The sequence below is a fragment of the Pseudoblastomonas aquimaris genome (assembly GCF_035481675.1).
In the GTDB taxonomy this organism is placed as follows: domain Bacteria; phylum Pseudomonadota; class Alphaproteobacteria; order Sphingomonadales; family Sphingomonadaceae; genus Alteriqipengyuania_B.
On the sequence record NZ_JAYJJW010000001.1, the window covers coordinates 931,619 to 949,246 of the forward strand.

Here is a 17,628-nt window from a genome sequence, read left to right on the forward strand (position 1 = left end):
TCCTGGAAAAAAATCGTGGGGCGCCGGGCCGCATCGGGGCCCGGCGCGCCGGTAGACGCGTTTTGCGTCAGTTCGATTAAGCGACGGCTTCCTCGGCCGGCGGATTTTCCATCTCGCCTGCCATGCCGCCCGCGTCGTTGCTGCCGCCCTTGCGCGCCGCTTCGGCGCAGGCTTCGCAGTAAAGGCGGATGGCGCGCGCCGCGTCGTCGTTACCCGGGACCGGGAACGCGATGCCCGACGGATCGACATTGGAATCGAGCACGGCGACCACGGGGATGCCGAGGACGTTGGCTTCCTTGATCGCCAGGTCTTCCTTGTTGGCGTCGATCACGACCATCACGTCGGGCGTGCCGCCCATGTCGCGGATGCCGCCGAGCGACATCTGCAGCTTGTCGAGCTCGCGCGTCAGCTGCAGGACTTCCTTCTTGGTCAGGCCGCTGGTGTCCCCGCCGAGCTGCTCTTCGAGCGTCTTCATGCGGCGGATCGACTGCGAAATCGTCTTCCAGTTGGTGAGCATGCCGCCCAGCCAGCGGTGGTTGACGAAGTGCTGGCCGCTCATGCGCGCAGCTTCTGCGATCGGTTCCTGCGCCTGGCGCTTGGTGCCGACGAACAGGACCTTGCCACCGGCGTTGGCGGTGGAGCTGATGAAGTCGAGCGCGCGTGCGAACAGCGGCACGGTCTGCGACAGGTCGATGATGTGAACACCGTTGCGGGCGCCGAAGATATACGGCTTCATCCGCGGGTTCCAGCGGTGGGTCTGGTGGCCGAAGTGTGCGCCGGCCTCGATCAATTGCTGCATGGTGACGGTAGGTGCCGCCATAATAGAATTCCTTCCGGTTGTGCCTCTGGGAAGCTGGAACCGCGCTGCGGAGATCCCGCGTGCGGCACCGGTATGGGCGCTTCCCATGTGGATTTGCCTCTCGCCGGACACGACCGTGACCGACCGGGCGAGCGCGCAGTTAGCGATTCACTCCGCGAAAATCCAGCCCTTTCGTGCAGCGGACCGGCCTGCGCACTGCTGGAGCGGAACATTTCGTGAAAAAGCGCTTGACTGCGCTGCTCCGATGCGGAACATAAAGAGAACAGAGCGGGTCGTCAGTTCCGTGTCGGGAACCGATAGCGCCGATTAGGGGTTTTCCACAAGCGTTCCACAGGTCGCCAACAGGCCTTGCGAACCGAATTCGAAAGTTCGAGCCATGATGACAGTCACGATCTCGCTAGCCCTTCTCGCCATCGCCGCCGTATCGCTCGGCGTGATCGGCACGTCGCTGCGCAACGCCATGGCGATTGCCGGCGACTTGCGCGGCAAGCTTGCCGATCTCGATGCGAAGGAAGCGCTCGCCTACCGGCTCGAAACCTGCGGCCAGCCGGAGCTGCGGCAGCCGATGCATCGCACGGCCCCGGCCAGCGCGCCGCGCCGCCGGACTAGCTACGGTCGGCGCTGCGTCCACGCTTGAGCTTGCGGTAACGCCACAAGGCCCACGGCATCAGCGCCAGGTAACCGACGCAGATCACCGCCAGCGTCCACCACGGCTCGGTGAGCAGCGCGGCAAACAGGATTCCGACCAGCGCGATCGCTTCCAGCCGGAAATTGCGGCGGGGGCGTAACGAGGCCCAGCTGGGGGTCGCCATGTTGGAAATCATCAGGAACGCGATGACGGCCACCCATCCCGCGACAAGGATGGGCTCTCGGAACAGTTCTTCGCCCGTGGCCAGCCAGATATAGGCGGGCAGGAACGCCAGCCCCGCGCCCACCGGTGCAGGCACGCCGGTCAGGAAGCCCAGGCTCTTGTGCGGCTGGTCGTCCATGTCGATCTGCGCGTTGAACCGCGCGAGGCGCAAGGCGCAACAAATCGCGAAGGCGAGCGCGGCGAACCAGCCGACCCGCGGCAGGTCGTCGAGCGCCCACAGGAACAGGATCAATGCCGGCGCCATGCCGAAGCTGAGCGAATCGGCGAGGCTGTCGAGCTCGGCCCCGAAGCGCGACTGTGCGTTCAGCAGCCGCGCCACGCGGCCGTCGATCCCGTCGAGCACGCCTGCAAGGATGATCGCGAACAGCGACATCTGCCAGTTACCCTCGATCGCGAAGCGGATACCGGTGAGGCCGGAACACAGCGCCGCGGCCGTAATGGCGTTAGGCATCACGGAGCGCAGGGAGAGGCCGCGCCCTTGCCCCTTCACGCTCACTTTCTCGCCGACACCGCCGCGCGGCCCGAACGGCCCGCCCGCTTCGCTCACTGGGAAATTCCTTCGATCATGGGGGTAGAACCGATGCGGGCCAGAACCGTTTCCCCGGCCACCATCTTCTGCCCCAGCATCACCGCAGGCTCCGTGCCCGCAGGCAGGTAGACATCGACCCTGCTGCCGAAACGGATCAGGCCGACGCGCTGGCCCACTGCCACCGTGTCGCCCGGCTTCACGAACGGAATGATCCGCCGCGCCACGAGTCCGGCAATCTGGGTGAAGCCGACCATCGTCCCGTCATTACGCTCGACCAGTATATGCTGGCGCTCGTTCTCCTCGCTCGCCTTGTCGAGGTCGGCGTTCATGAACTTCCCCGGCACATAGACAAGCCGGCGGATCGTGCCGCCGATGGGCGTGCGGTTGATGTGGACATCGAACACGCTCATGAAAATGGAGATCCGCGTCACCTCGCCATGCGGCAGGCCCACAGCGCCGGTGCCATCATCCACCAGCAGTTCGCGCGGCGGCACGACCTTGCCGATCAGCGTGACCTGTCCGTCGGCCGGGGAGACGATCGCATCGCTTTCTTGCGGCACGACGCGTTCGGGATCGCGGAAAAAGGCGAACACGCCCGCCGAGAGCGCCAGCAGCGGCCAGCCGATGATCTCCCAGTCCAGGATCAGGAGGAAGAAGAGCGAGACGGCGAGCGCGATGACGCCGTATTTGCGGCCTTCGGGATGGATCGGCGGGAAACGCCATTCCACGTCCCCGCGGCCGCGATTGTCGAGAATTTCACCTGCCATCGAAGCTGCCTAGGCCGCGGCGGGCGCTGTCACAACCCATGCGCGCGCCCTTCACCCGACCTTCTCGACGAAGACGGTGCCGGCCGAATAGCCCGCGCCGAAGCTGCAGATCAGTCCCTTGTCACCCGCGGCAAGGTCCTCGCTGTGCTTATGGAACGCGATGATCGAGCCTGCGCTGGAGGTGTTGCCGTAGGTATCCAGCACCGTCGGGCTCTCGTCCTCGCTCGCCTCGTGGCCCAGGACGCGCTGGGCGATCAGGCGGTTCATGCCCGCATTCGCTTGGTGCAGCCACAGCCGTCTCAGGCCCTGCGCGTCGATATCCAGCCGCTCCGCCTCGTCCACGATCATCTGCGCGACCATCGGTACCACTTCCTTGAAGACCTTGCGGCCTTCCTGCACAAACAGCTTGTCTGCCGTGCCTTCCGTCTCGGGCGTCGCACGGTTGAGGAAGCCGAAATTGTTGCGGATGTTGTTGCTGAAGACCGTCTTCAGCCGCGTACCGAGGATTTCCCAGTGTTCGGCGGGGGCCATCGCGCTGTCTTCCACCAGCACGGCGGTCGCCACGTCGCCGAAGATGAAATGGCTGTCCCGGTCGCGCCAGTTCAAGTGCCCGCTCGTGATTTCCGGGCTCACCACCAGCACGCTGCGGGCATTGCCGGCGCGGATATAATCGGCCGCCGTCTGGATGCCGAAGGTCGCGGAAGAGCACGCGACGTTCATGTCGAAGCCGAAGCCGTCGATGCCCAGCGCTTGCTGGATCTCGATCGCCATCGCGGGATAGGGGCGCTGCATGTTGGATGCCGCGCACAGGACGGCGTCGACATCCTCCGGCTTTCGTCCTGCGCGCTCCAGCGCCTCGCGCGCGGCCTTCACGCCGATTTCGGCCATGATCGACAGCTCGTCGTCGCCGCGCTCGTCCCACCGGGGCGCCATGGTTGCCGTGTCGAGTACCGCGGCCTTGGCCATCACGTGGCGCGACTTGATCCCGCTTGCCTTCTCGATGAAACCAACGGAGCTGGGCTGCAATTCCTCCACCTCGCCCGCCGCGATCGCGGCGGCGTTGGCGGCGTTGAATTCCTCGACGTAGCGGTTGAAGCTTTCCACCAGCTCTTCGTTGCTGATGCTTTCGGCGGGTGTGAAAAGGCCGGTGGCGCTGATCACGGGGCAATGCGTGTATTCCATGGCAGCGATCTAGGCCCATGGCGGCGATCCGGCAACTGCGAAGCCGGCCATTGACACGGCCCCACCCCTTCGCCAAAGGGGCGCCTCTCGGCAGGGACGCGGCGGCGATTTGCTCGGCGCTGCTCCCGTATCCAGGGCGGATTTTCCGCCACCGGGCCATGGTGTGGACAGGTGGCCGAGTGGTTAAAGGCAGCAGACTGTAAATCTGCCCGCGCAAGCGTACGCTGGTTCGAATCCAGCCCTGTCCACCACCGGCCTCCATTAGATCAGGCACAACCGTCCCAGGGCACAAGATCCGCGCGAACCAGCGTACGGTTCCTGCGCAGCAGGAACACGCTGGGCCGGTTTCGGAGCGAAGCGGAGACGGGCGCTGCGAAGCGGCGCCCAATTCAGCCCTGTCCACCACCGGCCCTTCCCCTTCCCGCCCATCGCTGGCAAAGGCGCCCGCGAAAGGACTTCGCATCATGGCAAAGAGCGGCAAGAGGGCCCTGCGCGGGCGCGCGGGGCGCAACCAGGGCGGGCGCGGCAGCGGCCGGGCTTCCAGCGGGGCGACGCGCCTGTGGGGCCACCACGCGGTGGAAGCGGCCCTCAAGAACCCTGCCCGCCAGCACCGCAAGCTGTGGGCGACGCGCGATGCGATCGCACGGCTCGACGGCGAACTGCCTGAAGACTTCACCGTCGAATATGCCGACGTGATCGACCTCGCGCGGCTGGTGGCAAAAGATGCACCGCACCAAGGGCTCGTGCTGGATTGCGAACCGCTGGACGACCTCCATCTCGACGAAGTGCTGCACGAAGGGCCGGAGCGCCCGATCCTCGTGCTCGACCAAGTGACCGACCCGCATAATGTCGGCGCGATCCTGCGGTCCGCCGCCGCGTTCGACGCTGCCGCCATTATCACCCAGGACCGCCACGCCCCGCCCGAATCCGGCGCGCTCGCCAAGGCAGCCTCCGGCGCCCTGGAGACCGTGCCGTGGGTCCGCGTGGTCAATCTCTCGCGCGCGCTGGACGAAATGGCGGAGGCCGGTTTCTGGCGCATCGGCCTTGCCGGAGAGGCAGAGGCGACGCTGGCCGAAGCCCTGCCCGAAGCCGGCAAGGTCGCGCTGGTCCTCGGAGCGGAAGGCCCGGGTATGCGCTCCAATGTCGGCCAGCACTGCGATGCCCTCGTCCGCCTGCCGATCAGTGCGGCGATGGAAAGCCTCAACGTTTCCAATGCCGCCGCGATTGCATTATACGCTGTGGCGACACGCGGCAGCTGACGGGCAGCGGGCCGCCGAACACGGGGGTCTTTCGATGCACTTTTCCAACCTGCGCCGCATCGCCGGCGTTTCGCTCGTTTGCGCGGGCGCTGCGCTGCTGTCCGGCTGCTTCATGGTGCCCGGTCAATTCGAGAGCGAAATGGAGCTGATGGCCGATGGCAGCTTCACCTATTCCTACGACGGCGAAGTCACCCTGCTAGGCCTGACCGAGCTCGCCGGGTCCGGTCCGTTCTCTGGCGGCAGCGCCGAAGAGGTCGACCTCGACGGGCCGTGCTACGATTACTCGTGGGAAATCGAGGATGCGATGGAAGAGGCCGCCGCAGTAGAGGCCGATGCAGCAGCGGAGGCCTTGGCCGAGGCCGATGTCGAAGAGGCCGACGCGCCGATGGAAGGCAGCGCGGCATCGCCCGGGGCTAACGCCACGATCATGCTTCCGCGGGTCACGACCCAGGCGGTCGAAACGATCGACGACGGTTGGGAAGACAGCCGCATCGAGCGCGAATGCACGGCCGAGGAACTGGCGGACCGCAAAGAAAGCGCCGAACGCGCGAAGGAGCGCCGCGAGCGCGAAGCGAAGCAGATGGCGGCGTTGTTCGGCGGCATCGACCCCACCGATCCGGATGCGGGCAACAAGATCGCCGAACGCCTGCAGCGCCAGTACGGCTGGGAAAAGGTCGACTACACCGGCAACGGCAAGTTCGACATCGAATACCGGGTGACCAGCCGCATGACCCACGACTTCGCCTTCCCGATGGTGGAAGGCATGACCGCCGCGCAGCCGTTTCTCTATGCCTACCGCCGCGACGGTGCGGTGCGGATCGATGCACCGGGCCTCGCTGTCAACCAGGCCTCGCCCTACCCCGGCACGGCCATGGGCATGGGCGGCCTCAATTTGCTCGCCTTCGCTATGGCCATGGAAAACGAAGGGGGGGATAGCGAGGAACTGATCGAAGGCATCGGCAATATCGGCGGCACCTTCACCCTGATCACCGACGGCGAGGTATTGGCAAACAACACGGACGAAGGGTTCGAGCGCATGGGCGACGGCCGCCGCCGCATGGTGTGGACGCTGGACGCGACGTCCAAGGTCGCCCCGATGGCGCTGATCGGGCTGTAACACCCACGGCCTTCAGGCCAACGAAAAGGGCCGCGCCGGTCATTCCGGAGCGGCCCTTTTTCATGCCGGCGCCATGGGGCGCCGCGCGGTGCGGATCAGTTGTTGACCGCGTCCTTCAGGCCCTTGCCGGCCTTGAACTTCGGCTGCTTCGACGCCTTGATCGTCATCGGCTCGCCGGTGCGCGGGTTGCGGCCGGTGCTGGCCTTGCGCTTGGCGACCGAGAAGCTGCCGAAACCGACCAGGCGAACTTCGTCACCCTTGGCGAGCGAGTTCTGGATGGCGTCGAACACGCCTTCCACCGCCTTGGTCGCGTCGTTGCGCGAAAGGCCGCTCGAATCCGCGACGGCGCCGATCAGGTCATTCTTGTTCATTTTGGAAGTATCCCCTGGATAGATTTTCTAATTGAATGTCGCGGCGTGTGAATCGCCGCGTCCGGGGCGGGATACAAGGCGCTTTTGGCCCCGCTGGCAAGGGCAATCGGGGCGCATTAACTGCAATTCGGCGCATTTTTACGGATACGCGGCGCGCCAACGTGCCCTTTGTTAAAAAGGGCGCCGTTTATGCTGCATCGCAGCGCGTCAGTGCGCGGTCGCGCCGCCCCTCGTCACCGCGCCCGGATCGGGCTGGCTGGCCAGATCGTCCGCCTCGGTCCATTCGATCGCCACGGTCTTCTCGGTCAGCGCGACGTCGAGCACCTGGTCGACATGCGAGACCGGGATAATCTTCAGGCCTTCGGTAATGTTGGCCGGGATTTCCGCGAGATCCTTCTCGTTTTCCTCCGGGATCAGCACGGTGGTAATACCGCCGCGCAGCGCCGCCAGCAGCTTTTCCTTCAGGCCGCCAATGGGCAGCACGCGGCCGCGCAGCGTGACCTCGCCCGTCATTGCGACATCCGGGCGGATGGCGATGCCCGTCAGCGTCGAGACGATGGAGGTCACCATCCCGATGCCCGCGCTGGGCCCGTCCTTCGGCACCGCGCCTTCGGGCAGGTGGATGTGGATGTTCTTGCGGTGGAACAGGCTCGGCTTGATGCCATAGGCAGGTGCCCGCGCTTTCACGAAGCTGAAGGCGGTCTGGATGCTTTCGCCCATCACGTCACCCAGCTTGCCGGTCGCCTTGATCTCGCCCTTCCCCGGCACGGTGACGCTTTCGATCGTGAGCAGCTGCCCGCCGACTTCGGTCCAGGCAAGACCCGTGACCGCACCGACCTGCGCCTCTTCCTCGCCCATGTCGTGGCGGAACTTGCGCACCCCGGCATAGTCGCCGAGGTTTTCCGGCGTGATCGTCTCGCGCTCGATCTTGCCTTCCAGGATCGCACGCAGGACCTTGCGCGCCAGCCGCGCGATCTCGCGTTCCAGCGTGCGGACGCCGGCTTCGCGGGTGTAGTAACGGATAAGGTCGCGCAGCGCGGGCTCGGTCAGCTCGAATTCGCCGTCCTTCAGCCCGTGATCGTCGACCTGCTTGGCAATCAGGTGGCGCTTGGCGATCTCGACCTTCTCGTCCTCGGTATAGCCTTCCAGCCGGATGATCTCCATCCGGTCGAGCAGCGGCTGCGGCAGGTTGAGGCTGTTCGCGGTGGTCACGAACATGATGTCGCTGAGGTCGATATCCAGCTCGAGGTAGTGGTCCTGGAACTTCGAATTCTGTTCGGGGTCCAGCACTTCGAGCAGCGCGGAAGCCGGATCGCCGCGGAAATCCTGGCCCAGCTTGTCGATCTCGTCGAGCAAGAACAGCGGGTTGCTGGTGCCTGCCTTTTTCAGGTTGGTGACGATCTTGCCCGGCAGGCTGCCGATATAGGTGCGCCGGTGGCCGCGGATCTCCGCCTCGTCGCGCACGCCGCCCAGCGACTGGCGGATGAACTCGCGCCCGGTCGCCTTGGCGATGCTCTTGCCGAGGCTGGTCTTGCCCACGCCCGGCGGCCCGACGAGGCACAGGATCGGTCCCTTCAGCTTGTTGGTGCGCGCCTGCACGGCGAGGTATTCGACGATCCGGTCCTTCACCTTCTCAAGCGCATAGTGATCGGCGTCGAGCACTTCCTGCGCTTCGGCGATGTCGGTCTTGATCTCGCTGGTCTTGCCCCACGGCAGGCCCAGCAGCACATCGAGATAGTTGCGCACCACGGTGGCCTCGGCGCTCATCGGCTGCATGCCGCGCAGCTTCTTCAGCTCCGCCTCGGCTTTGGCGCGCGCTTCCTTGGAAAGCTCGGTTTTTTCGACTTTTTTCGCCAGTTCGGACAGCTCGTCGCCATCCTCGCCGTCGCCGCCACCCAGTTCGGACTGGATCGCCTTCATCTGTTCGTTGAGGTAATATTCGCGCTGGGTCTTTTCCATCTGGCGCTTCACGCGGCCGCGGATCTTGCGCTCCACCTGCAGCACCGAAAGCTCGCCTTCCATGAAGCTGTAGACCATCTCCAGCCGTTTCATTGGGTCGGCTTCGGTCAGCAGGGTCTGCTTGTCGGACACCTTGGCATTGAGGCTGGCGGCGATGGCATCGGCCAGCGGGCCGGGCTCCTCGATCTCGCCGAGTTCCGTCTCCAGCTCTTCGGGCAGCTTCTTGTTGAGCTTGGCATATTCGCCGAACTGTTCGACGACACTGCGCATCATGGCGGAGACTTCGGCGTTGCTGACACTCGCCTCGTCCAGTTCCTCAACCTGCGCGACGACGAGGTCGCCGTCCATCTGAAGCGCCTTTGCCTGCGCGCGCGACTGGCCTTCCACCATGACGCGCACCGTGCCGTCGGGCAGCTTGAGCATTTGCAGGACCGAGGCGATCACGCCGACATCATAAAGGTCCTCGCTATCGGGATCGTCGCACGAGGGATCGAGCTGGGCGAGGAGGAAGATTTCCTTGTCCCCCTCCATCGCCGATTCCAGCGCGGCGACGGATTTGTCGCGGCCCACGAACAGCGGCACGACCATGCCGGGGAATACGACGATGTCGCGCAAGGGGAGCAGGGGGTAAAGTTTCATCATGTCATCCGGTCATAGCACGCGCGCGCCCACTAAAGGCGCGGGTGCGTTAATTACCGGTGGATATGGGGTTAAGTGGCGCTGCTGCAAGCGGCGCGAAGGCAGCGGTTACTATCCCATGCCCGGCAGGTTGAGGCCCGGCGGCAGGCCCATGCCGGCCTGCGCCTTCTGCATTTCCTCGCCCGCCACGCGGTCCGCCTTGTCGCGCGCGTCGTTGAAGGCGGCGGTGACGAGGTCTTCCAGCATCTGCTTTTCTTCCGGCTTCATCAAGCTGTCGTCGATATGGACGCCCATGATGCGGCCCTTGGCGGTGCAGCGGATCTTGACGAGGCCGCCGCCCGATGTGCCTTCGACCTCGATGGCATCCAGCTTGGCCTGCGTTTCGTTCATCTGCTTCTGGATGGTTTCGGCGGCTTCCTGTGCCGCCTTCATCATTTCTTCCATCGACTTCATGCGGATTTGCTCCAGTTGCGGCGCCGATCGGGCGCGGTATCGTCTTCGATGATTTCCGCATCGGGGAATGCGGCGAATGCGGCTTTCACCATGGGATTTTCAAGCAGCGCGGCGGCGGCTTCTTCTTTCGCCGTCTCTTCCCGCTCGACCAGCGTCGGTTCGCCGCCCTGGGCAACCTCCTCCACCGTCCAGCGGTTGCCATAGGCGCGGTAGAGCGCGTCGCGGACTTCGGGCAGCACCGGATCGGTGAAGCGATCCTCGCGGCTGTAGACGAGCTTGCCCGGCTCCAGCGTCACGATCCGCAATTGCAGGCGCATCTGGCTAGCAGCAAGGTGATTGCCGCTTGCCTCGACCTTGGCGATCACATCGGGCCACAATAGCGCGGCGGGCGCCCCTGCCCCGCCTTCTCCTGCCGGTGCGCCGCTCTGGAGCGTCACACCGCTGGCGGCCATGTCCTCGATCTGCTTGGCCAGCTTGCCGGGGTCCGGCAGGTCGGCTGCATGGAGGATGCGCAGCAATGCCATCTGCGCCGCAACCAGCGGGTCCGGCGCGGCGCGCACCTCGTCATGCCCTTTCAGCATCAGCTGCCACAGGCGGTGAAGCTGTGCGGGCGACAGACGCTCGGCCCAGTCCGCCAGGACCTGCCGCTCGTCCTCGGTCGGCGCGTCGGCCTCTCCCTTGCCGACCTGCGTCACGGCGATGCGGTTGAGCAGGTCCATCAGCGAGCGCATCAGCGCCAGCGGTTCGACGCCTAGTGCATATTGCTCGTCCAGCCCGTCGAGCAGGGCGGCCGGATCGCCTTCCAGCACGGCAGCGAACAGGCGGCGCTGCGCGGTCTTGTCGGCAAGGCCGAGCATGTCGCGCACGCGGCCCGCGCTGACCGCGCCGCCATCTTCCATGTCGGCGTGGGAAATCGCCTGGTCGAGGATCGAGAGCCCGTCGCGCACCGACCCTTCGGCCGCGCGCGCGATCATCGACAGCGCCTCGTCATCCGCCTCCACGCCTTCGAGAGCGCAGATTTTTGCGAAGTGGTCTTTCAGCAGCGGCGTCGGGATGCGGCGCAAGTCGAAACGCTGGGTGCGGCTGAGGACCGTAACCGGCAGCTTGTCGACCTCGGTTGTGGCGAAGATGAACTTCACATGCGCAGGCGGTTCCTCAAGTGTCTTCAACAAGGCATTGAAAGCATTGCGCGACAGCATGTGGACTTCGTCGACGATGTAGATCTTGTAGCGCGCGCTGACCGCAGCATAGCGGACCGCCTCGATAATCTCGCGCACGTCGTCCACGCCGGTGTGGCTGGCGGCGTCCATCTCGATCACATCGATATGGCGGCCTTCGGCGATGGCAACGCACGGCTCGCACACGCCGCACGGATCGATTGTCGGACCGCCGTCGCCGTTCGGCCCGATGCAGTTGAGCGCCTTGGCGATCAGCCGCGCGGTTGAGGTCTTGCCGACCCCCCTCACCCCGGTCATCAGGAAGGCATGAGCCAGCCGATCCCGCGCAATGGCATTGCCGAGCGTGCGGACCATCGCGTCCTGCCCGATCAGCTCCGCAAAAGTCTGCGGACGATACTTGCGGGCCAGAACGCGATAGGGTTGCGCGGCATCGGGGGCCGGCGCGGAAGGCGGCTTATCGGCGACAGGCTGCGGCGCGGCCGCGGCCGGCGCATCGCCGAACATGGCGGACTGGCCCGCAGCCTCCAGCTCGGCCGCGCTTGGCGCGGTGTCCGCTACCTCATCGGCCTCGGTCGCCCATGGCAGGTCGTCTGGATTATCCGGTGAATCGCCCATGCGGGATTGGTAGTCGCAACAAGGCACTTTGTCGAAGTTGACTTTTAGGTTTCATTTTGCAATGTAGTTGTGAAGAGGAGCATCGTCATGATCCACCCCGGTCGCTTTACGGATGCACACGAGTCAGACATCGTCGTCTTCCTCATCGGAATGCGGATCAATGCTTTCCACAGGGTCGGCAAATGGTTGCCCGTCGCCAAATCGATGGGGCCCATGATTGCCGAGCTTAGTCGCGATCCAGATAGCGGCTTCCTTGGCGCGGAATTTATGCGGCAAGGACTGCGCACGATCATACTCGTCCAGTACTGGCGCGACTTCGACAGTCTTGAAACTTACGCTCGGGCGAAGGACCGCGAGCACTGGCCCGCATGGACCGCATTCAACAAGGCAGTAGGCGCAGATGGCAGCGTCGGGATATTTCACGAAACCTACGCCATCCGGCGCGACGGGTTCGAAACTCTCTATGCCAATATGCCGCGGTGGGGCCTTGGAAAGGTCGCCGGGATTATCCCCGCCATTGGATCGCGGAACGAAGCGCGCATGCGCATGGCCGCGCAAATGCGGAACGATAGCTTAGACTGACTGGTTAGATAAAGGAGCCGGGCGACCCGTCGCAATTCACCTGGGCTGCTTCCTTCCGGACCTGACCCGGTGAGCGAACGCAAACGTCCACCCGACTCCCGCGCGCCATATGGCGATGGATGCCTGCAGGATCAAGTCGTCATTCAGAAACCGGCAAGCCGATCAGCGTAATTCGATTGTCGGGAGACGGCCCTGTGCTATCTCGCCGATGAAGGGGGAATATATTCATGAGGAAATTCAATATCGTTGCGGCCCTGGCCTTCTCAGCAACGGCGTTGGCAACGCCCGCAGCGGCCCAGCAGGCGATCGACTTCGGCGACGATTCCAGCGACTGGGCGAACGACGGGGAATGTGACGATCCGCGCTTCGAAGGCGACGGCATGGCCGAAATCCTGCTGTCCGAGGATGTGCGCAGCGATGCGTCCGACTGCAGCGCCCTGCATGCAGCGGGCAAGATCACTTACATCGGCATGGAAAATTCCGTTCCGTCGGCAAACACGGCGCGCAACACGGTGGCTGTGACCCTTCGCTGGGCGGACGACACGACAGTCGATTTCGGCGATGACTCCAGCGAATGGGCGAACGACGGCGAGTGCGACGATCCCCGCTTCACCGGGACCGGCATGGCCGGGGTGCTGCTTGAAGAGGATACACGCCGCGATGCGACCGATTGCCGCACGCTCTACGCGGCAGGTTCGATCCGGCTGCGCGGGGCGGCGGGCAGCACGTCCACCGGCGGCCTCGACTTCGGCGACGATTCCAGTGAATGGGCGAACGACGGGGAATGCGACGATCCGCGCTTCACCGGCACCGGCATGGCCGACGTGCTACTGGAAGAGGATGCGCGCCGCGACGCGACAGACTGCCGCGCCCTTTACGAAGCCGGTTCGATCCGGATTTCTGCGGGCGGGAGCACCGGGTCGTCCATCGATTTCGGTGACAACTCGAGCGAATGGGCCAAAGACGGCGAGTGCGACGATCCCCGCTTCACTGGCACCGGCATGGCCGAAACCCTGCTGGCGGAAGACAGCATGCACGATGCGAGCGACTGCCGGACGCTGTTCAACAGCGGATCGATCCGCCTGATCGACTGATCCGGGATTGGCGGGCGCGCAGGTCCGGAAGCCCGCGTGTCCGCCAGCCTAGCGGAAGTTGTCGGCGTAGGCCTGCAGCTTCAGCGTCTTCTTCGGCGGCTGGTGGACGCGCACGGCAATCTCGTGCTTGTCGGCATAGGCCTTCGCCGCATCGAGGCTGGGGAATTTCAGCACCACCTGCGTCTGCGTGTCCCCGCTCGACGTCCAGCCCATCAGCGGATCGGATCCGCGCGCTTCGGACTGCTCGAATTCGAGGATCCACTGGTCGGTCTTCGCCTTGCCCGATTGCATCGCACTCTGGGGCCGCTGGTAGATGATCGCGCTCATGCGATCCCTTTCGTGCGCGGCGCGGCAAAAATCAAGTCGCCCGCACGCTGGCGCTAGCGATTGAAGGCATTCTTCGTTTTCAGGCTGGGCGCCTCTGCCCAAGGCTCGTCGGGCCAGCGGTGCTTGGGATAGCGCCCTTTCATGTCCTTGCGCACATCGGCCCAGCTGCCGCGCCAGAAGCCGGGCAAGTCGCGGGTCGCCTGGATCGGGCGGCCCGCCGGGCTGGTCAGCTGGAGCAGCAGGGGCGTGGTACCGACCATGGGATGGCGGTCGAGGCCGAACAGCGCCTGCACCCGCACCTCCACCGTCGGACCACCCTCCGCCGCGTAGTCCACCGCGTGCTGCGTGCCGGCGGGGCTGGTCCACTGGCGCGGAGCCACCGTGTCGAGGCGCTGGCGCGTGTCCCAACCCACCAGCGACAGCGCCGCTTCGGCAAGCTGCGCTGCCGGGATGTCGAGCGTGCGCTTGCCCTCGAGCAGCGGGGCGAGCCATTGGCCGGCGTTCTCCGCCAGCGCTTCGGGTGACAGTGCATCGATCCCGGCATAGCGCGCGCGGGCCAGCAGGCTGGCGGGCAGGAGATCGGCGAGGCGGCCGCGTGCAGCCTCGAGCAGCGCCGCTTCCACCTCTGCGGCATCGGGCTCCGGATCGGGACCGTTGGCGATCGTGACTGCCCCGATCCGCTGCTCCAGCCGCGCTTCGACCCTGCCCTCCTTCGCATTCCAGCGGACGGTACGACGCTGCTCGGCGAGATGCGAGAGGGCGCGGGCGACGTCGCTTTCCTCCATGGCAATCGCGGCGGTGATGCGCGCGCCCTTGGCGCTGCCCTGCGCATCGCCGATGGCGAGCCAGTCCGCGCGGGCGAGCGGCGATGCGGGATCGAGCACCAAGCCGCGCCCGCTGACGGATTGCCAGCTTTCCCCCGACGCATCGCGCCGCCGCGCGACGAAGTCGGGCCGCGCGCGGGCAAGGTACACGCCGGCATCGCCCTGGGTGGGTTCGACCTTATCGACCAGGGCCTCTGCCGATTTCGCCCAGCGCGCGGCCAGCTTGCGCGAAGCCTCTGCGCGGGCGGAGCGATCGCCGTCCCAGCGTTGCAACCGCGCGAGCAGGTCCTCGCTCCGCCCGCCGAGCCCGCGCTCCTGCAGCAGCAGGGCAAGCCTTGCCGCCACAGTCGCATCGCCAGCGTTTGCGCCGTAGAGCACCATCGCCGCCTGCGCCGGGTCCATCGGCAGTGCGGCTACCTTCTCGCCAAACGCGGTCAGCCTGCCGTTCTCCAGCGCACCCAGCCTGCCCAGCCGCTCGCGCGCTGAGGCGATGGAGGCAGGGGGCGGCTCGTCGAGCCACGGCAGGGCGGCAGGATCGCCCGTGCCCCAGCGGGCGAGCGACAGGACCAGCGGGGCAAGATCGACCGCCGCGATCTCCGGCGGATCGAAGGCCTGCCGCCCGCCGTGGCCGCCCTCTTCCCACAGGCGGTAGGCCACGCCCGGCCCCTGCCGCGCCGCGCGCCCTGCCCGCTGCGCCGCCGCGGCCTGGCTTGCACGAACGGTCACGAGCCGGTTGGAGCCCGCAGCCTGGTCGAATTCCGCGCGCCGCGACAGGCCGCTGTCGACCACCACCGATACACCGTCCAGCGTCAGCGACGTCTCGGCGATAGCGGTGGCGAGGACGATGCGTCGCCGTCCGTCCGGATCGCGCTTGATCGCCGCCTGCTGCGCGCGCGGCTCGACCTGGCCGTGCAGCGGCAGGACCGGCGTGTTCGGCATTGCTTCGGCCAGCCGTTCGCGTACGCGCTCGATTTCCCCCACGCCGGGCAGGAAGGCGAGGATATCGCCCGCCTCGTCGCGCCAGGCTAGGCGGATCGCGCTCGCCATGCGGTCCTCGATCCGCTGCTCCGCACGCGCGCCCAGCCATTCGATGCGCAGGGGATGCGCGCGGCCCTCGCTTTCGATGATAGGCGTATCGTCGCCCAGCAACCCGGCGAAGCGGGCGCCGTCGATCGTGGCGCTCATCACCACCACGCGCAAGTCCTCGCGCAGGACGTCGCGGCTTTCCAGTGCGAGGGCGAGGCCGAGGTCACTGTCGAGGTGCCGTTCGTGCGCCTCGTCGAACAAAACGGCGGAAACGCCCGGCAATTCCGGATCGGCGAGGATGCGATTGACGAAAATAGCCTCGGTTATGACGAGGACGCGCGTGCGCGCCGATTGCCGCGTGTCGAGCCGGGTTGCGTAGCCGATCGTCTCGCCGGCCTTTTCTCCGATCTGCGCGGCCATGCGCTCCGCCGCCGCACGGGCGGCAACGCGGCGCGGGCTGAGCAGGAGGACGGTGCCATCGCACCATGGCTCGTCCAGCAGGGCGGGAGCGACAGCGGTGGTCTTGCCCGCTCCCGGAGGTGCGACCAGGACCGCGCCGGTACCGGTACGCAAGCCGGCCAGCAGGTCCGGCAGGACGGCGTGAATGGGTAGGTCGCTCACAGCCTGCGGCAGGCCAGCGCGATCAATATCCGCGCGAAACCGCGAATTGCGCCGCTTCGACCATCGCCGCGCGTGCCTTGCTGTCGGGGAAGATCGAAAGCGCTTCGGCAGCGCGCTGCGCGAAATGGCGTGCCCGTTCGCGGGTGGCGGCTACGGCGTCGTGCTTGCGCACCAGCCGGATCGCTTCGGCAAGCTCCTCGTCGCCCGAGCGGCGGCCCGCAATGGCGTCGCGCCAGAACTGGCGCTCGTCCTCGTCCCCGCGCGCATAGGCCAGGATCACCGGCAGGGTCATCTTGCCTTCGCGGAAGTCGTCGCCCGCATCCTTGCCCATTTCGGCAGCCTGCGAATCGTAATCGATCGCATCGTCCACCAGCTGGAAGGCGATGCCGAGGTTTCGGCCATAGGCGTCGAGCGCCTCTTCTTCCTTCTCGCTGCGTTCCGCGACCACGGCAGCGATGCGGCTGGCAGCGGCGAACAGCGCGGCGGTCTTCGCGCCGATGATGCCGAGATAGCGCTCTTCGCTCGTCTCGATCTGGCGCTGCGCGGTCAGCTGGTCGACCTCGCCTTCCGCAATCACGGCGCTGGCGTTCGACAGAATCTTGAGGACGCGCAGAGAGCCGTCCTCCACCATCAGTTCGAAGCTGCGGCTGAACAGAAAATCGCCGACCAGCACGGTTGCAGGGTTGCCGTAGATGATGTTGGCCGCCGCCTTGCCGCGACGCAGTTCGCTGCCGTCGACCACGTCGTCGTGCAGCAGGGTCGCGGTGTGGATGAACTCCACCGCCGCGGCGAGCTTGTGATGGCGGTTGCCGCCATAGCCGATCAGCTCCGCCGCAGCGAGCGTCAGCATCGGGCGAAGGCGCTTTCCGCCGCCGGAAATCAGGTGGCCCGCCAGGGTCGGGATCAGGGGAATCTCGCTCTGCATCCGGTCGAGGATGACGCGATTGACCGAATTCATCGCGGTCGCGGTCAGCGCCAGCATCGGGTCGAGCGACGGCTGCGCGCGCGGGAGAGTGATAACCTCTGCGGTCATGGCTGCCATGTGGAAGCTGCCGCGCCGCTTGGCAAGCGCGCGTTTGCCGCTAGTTTGCGCATTCTATGCCAGACACATCGCCCGACAGGCAGCTCGCCGCGTTTCGCAAGTCGATCGACAATATCGACGCGGCGCTCGTCCACATGCTGGCGGAACGGTTCCGAATCACCCAGCAGGTGGGTGCCTACAAGGCGAAAACCGCCCTGCCCCCGGCCGATCCGAACCGGGAGCAGGAGCAGATTGCGCGGCTGCGCAGGCTGGCCGAGGAAGCGGACCTCGATCCGGAATTCAGCGAGAAATTCCTGCGCTTCATCATCGACGAGGTGATCCGCCACCACGAACAGGTTCGCGGCGGCTAGAT

17 protein-coding genes, 1 tRNA gene and 1 other RNA gene are annotated in these 17,628 nt (G+C 66.0%); 7 read left to right on the top strand and 12 right to left on the bottom strand.

The features are described from left to right. Positions 1 to 76: 76 nt before the first annotated feature. Positions 77 to 820: a 30S ribosomal protein S2 gene (gene rpsB, locus VCJ71_RS04495; RefSeq protein ID WP_290135445.1), complete on the bottom strand. Its 744-nt coding sequence runs from the start codon at positions 818 to 820 to the stop codon at positions 77 to 79. A gap of 376 nt (positions 821 to 1,196) precedes the next feature. Here rpsB and VCJ71_RS04500 point away from each other — a divergent pair, with 376 nt between their 5' ends. Next, on the top strand, positions 1,197 to 1,457 hold the full coding sequence (locus tag VCJ71_RS04500; protein ID WP_324639439.1) for a hypothetical protein: 261 nt from the start codon (positions 1,197 to 1,199) through the stop codon (positions 1,455 to 1,457). On the opposite strand, the gene pssA is transcribed toward VCJ71_RS04500, so the two are convergent. Genes pssA through VCJ71_RS04515 form a run of 3 tightly spaced genes read right to left on the bottom strand, consistent with a single transcriptional unit; the run spans position 1,426 to position 4,169 of the window. Beyond that, positions 1,426 to 2,238, bottom strand: coding sequence for a CDP-diacylglycerol--serine O-phosphatidyltransferase (gene pssA, locus VCJ71_RS04505; RefSeq protein ID WP_416379140.1), 813 nt, complete (start codon positions 2,236 to 2,238; stop codon positions 1,426 to 1,428). The two genes, VCJ71_RS04500 and pssA, sit on opposite strands and share 32 nt — an antisense overlap. Beyond that, positions 2,235 to 2,987 (bottom strand): phosphatidylserine decarboxylase, encoded by a 753-nt coding sequence (locus tag VCJ71_RS04510; protein WP_324639441.1) that lies wholly within the window; start codon positions 2,985 to 2,987, stop codon positions 2,235 to 2,237. Before VCJ71_RS04510 ends, pssA begins: the two co-directional genes overlap by 4 nt. Before the next feature lie 51 nt (positions 2,988 to 3,038). Beyond that, entirely contained in the window at positions 3,039 to 4,169 is a 1,131-nt protein-coding gene (locus VCJ71_RS04515) for a beta-ketoacyl-ACP synthase III (protein ID WP_324639443.1), read from the bottom strand. A 165-nt stretch (positions 4,170 to 4,334) separates the two neighbouring features. On the opposite strand from VCJ71_RS04515, the gene VCJ71_RS04520 reads away from it, so the two are divergent. From VCJ71_RS04520 to VCJ71_RS04530, 3 genes are all read left to right on the top strand, one after another. Then, a tRNA-Tyr gene (locus tag VCJ71_RS04520) sits at positions 4,335 to 4,420 on the top strand. A gap of 213 nt (positions 4,421 to 4,633) precedes the next feature. Then, positions 4,634 to 5,428 (top strand): 23S rRNA (guanosine(2251)-2'-O)-methyltransferase RlmB, encoded by a 795-nt coding sequence (rlmB, locus tag VCJ71_RS04525; protein WP_324639445.1) that lies wholly within the window; start codon positions 4,634 to 4,636, stop codon positions 5,426 to 5,428. 34 nt (positions 5,429 to 5,462) lie between these two features. Further along, positions 5,463 to 6,545 carry a hypothetical protein gene (locus tag VCJ71_RS04530; protein ID WP_324639447.1) on the top strand — a complete coding sequence of 361 codons (1,083 nt, stop codon included), beginning with the start codon at positions 5,463 to 5,465 and terminating at the stop codon, positions 6,543 to 6,545. Between the two features lie 95 nt (positions 6,546 to 6,640). Here the strand turns inward: VCJ71_RS04530 and VCJ71_RS04535 are convergent, their stop codons facing one another. The 4 genes from VCJ71_RS04535 to VCJ71_RS04550 form a co-directional block, all read right to left on the bottom strand. Beyond that, positions 6,641 to 6,916: an HU family DNA-binding protein gene (locus VCJ71_RS04535; RefSeq protein WP_290135451.1), complete on the bottom strand. Its 276-nt coding sequence runs from the start codon at positions 6,914 to 6,916 to the stop codon at positions 6,641 to 6,643. 207 nt (positions 6,917 to 7,123) lie between these two features. Next, entirely contained in the window at positions 7,124 to 9,517 is a 2,394-nt protein-coding gene (gene lon, locus VCJ71_RS04540) for an endopeptidase La (RefSeq protein WP_324639449.1), read from the bottom strand. Positions 9,518 to 9,625: 108 nt separating this feature from the next. After that, positions 9,626 to 9,967, bottom strand: a complete 342-nt coding sequence (locus VCJ71_RS04545) for a YbaB/EbfC family nucleoid-associated protein (protein WP_324639451.1) — start codon at positions 9,965 to 9,967, stop codon at positions 9,626 to 9,628. Then, on the bottom strand, positions 9,964 to 11,760 hold the full coding sequence (locus VCJ71_RS04550) for a DNA polymerase III subunit gamma/tau (RefSeq protein WP_324639453.1): 1,797 nt from the start codon (positions 11,758 to 11,760) through the stop codon (positions 9,964 to 9,966). Before VCJ71_RS04550 ends, VCJ71_RS04545 begins: the two co-directional genes overlap by 4 nt. An 87-nt stretch (positions 11,761 to 11,847) precedes the next feature. Between VCJ71_RS04550 and VCJ71_RS04555 the strand changes: the two genes are divergently transcribed. After that, positions 11,848 to 12,342 carry a DUF4188 domain-containing protein gene (locus tag VCJ71_RS04555; RefSeq protein ID WP_324639454.1) on the top strand — a complete coding sequence of 165 codons (495 nt, stop codon included), beginning with the start codon at positions 11,848 to 11,850 and terminating at the stop codon, positions 12,340 to 12,342. A 7-nt stretch (positions 12,343 to 12,349) separates the two neighbouring features. Here the strand turns inward: VCJ71_RS04555 and ffs are convergent. Then, positions 12,350 to 12,444: signal recognition particle sRNA small type (gene ffs, locus VCJ71_RS04560), an RNA gene on the bottom strand. 125 nt (positions 12,445 to 12,569) lie between these two features. Here ffs and VCJ71_RS04565 point away from each other — a divergent pair. Continuing rightward, entirely contained in the window at positions 12,570 to 13,436 is an 867-nt protein-coding gene (locus VCJ71_RS04565; RefSeq protein ID WP_324639456.1) for a hypothetical protein, read from the top strand. Between the two features lie 48 nt (positions 13,437 to 13,484). Here VCJ71_RS04565 and VCJ71_RS04570 read toward each other — a convergent pair whose 3' ends face one another. From VCJ71_RS04570 to VCJ71_RS04580, 3 genes are read right to left on the bottom strand one after another with little or no spacing between them, the layout of a single operon-like run. Further along, entirely contained in the window at positions 13,485 to 13,763 is a 279-nt protein-coding gene (locus VCJ71_RS04570) for an ETC complex I subunit (RefSeq protein ID WP_290135456.1), read from the bottom strand. Positions 13,764 to 13,816: 53 nt separating this feature from the next. Further along, entirely contained in the window at positions 13,817 to 16,234 is a 2,418-nt protein-coding gene (gene hrpB / locus VCJ71_RS04575) for an ATP-dependent helicase HrpB (protein ID WP_324639458.1), read from the bottom strand. Positions 16,235 to 16,256: 22 nt separating this feature from the next. Next, on the bottom strand, positions 16,257 to 17,267 hold the full coding sequence (locus VCJ71_RS04580) for a polyprenyl synthetase family protein (protein ID WP_324640872.1): 1,011 nt from the start codon (positions 17,265 to 17,267) through the stop codon (positions 16,257 to 16,259). A gap of 65 nt (positions 17,268 to 17,332) precedes the next feature. Here VCJ71_RS04580 and VCJ71_RS04585 point away from each other — a divergent pair, with 65 nt between their 5' ends. Then, the gene (locus VCJ71_RS04585) at positions 17,333 to 17,626 is read left to right on the top strand and encodes a chorismate mutase (RefSeq protein WP_290135458.1); all 294 of its coding nucleotides are present in this window, start codon (positions 17,333 to 17,335) and stop codon (positions 17,624 to 17,626) included. Positions 17,627 to 17,628 lie beyond the last annotated feature (2 nt).

Coding starts and splice junctions, on each gene's coding strand:
- rpsB (WP_290135445.1), bottom strand. CDS start 820: ATGGCGGCACCTACCGTCACCATGCAGCAATTGATCGAGGCCGGCGCA.
- VCJ71_RS04500 (WP_324639439.1), top strand. CDS start 1,197: ATGATGACAGTCACGATCTCGCTAGCCCTTCTCGCCATCGCCGCCGTA.
- VCJ71_RS04510 (WP_324639441.1), bottom strand. CDS start 2,987: ATGGCAGGTGAAATTCTCGACAATCGCGGCCGCGGGGACGTGGAATGG.
- VCJ71_RS04515 (WP_324639443.1), bottom strand. CDS start 4,169: ATGGAATACACGCATTGCCCCGTGATCAGCGCCACCGGCCTTTTCACA.
- rlmB (WP_324639445.1), top strand. CDS start 4,634: ATGGCAAAGAGCGGCAAGAGGGCCCTGCGCGGGCGCGCGGGGCGCAAC.
- VCJ71_RS04530 (WP_324639447.1), top strand. CDS start 5,463: ATGCACTTTTCCAACCTGCGCCGCATCGCCGGCGTTTCGCTCGTTTGC.
- VCJ71_RS04535 (WP_290135451.1), bottom strand. CDS start 6,916: ATGAACAAGAATGACCTGATCGGCGCCGTCGCGGATTCGAGCGGCCTT.
- lon (WP_324639449.1), bottom strand. CDS start 9,517: ATGATGAAACTTTACCCCCTGCTCCCCTTGCGCGACATCGTCGTATTC.
- VCJ71_RS04545 (WP_324639451.1), bottom strand. CDS start 9,967: ATGAAGTCGATGGAAGAAATGATGAAGGCGGCACAGGAAGCCGCCGAA.
- VCJ71_RS04550 (WP_324639453.1), bottom strand. CDS start 11,760: ATGGGCGATTCACCGGATAATCCAGACGACCTGCCATGGGCGACCGAG.
- VCJ71_RS04555 (WP_324639454.1), top strand. CDS start 11,848: ATGATCCACCCCGGTCGCTTTACGGATGCACACGAGTCAGACATCGTC.
- VCJ71_RS04565 (WP_324639456.1), top strand. CDS start 12,570: ATGAGGAAATTCAATATCGTTGCGGCCCTGGCCTTCTCAGCAACGGCG.
- VCJ71_RS04570 (WP_290135456.1), bottom strand. CDS start 13,763: ATGAGCGCGATCATCTACCAGCGGCCCCAGAGTGCGATGCAATCGGGC.
- VCJ71_RS04580 (WP_324640872.1), bottom strand. CDS start 17,267: ATGACCGCAGAGGTTATCACTCTCCCGCGCGCGCAGCCGTCGCTCGAC.
- VCJ71_RS04585 (WP_290135458.1), top strand. CDS start 17,333: ATGCCAGACACATCGCCCGACAGGCAGCTCGCCGCGTTTCGCAAGTCG.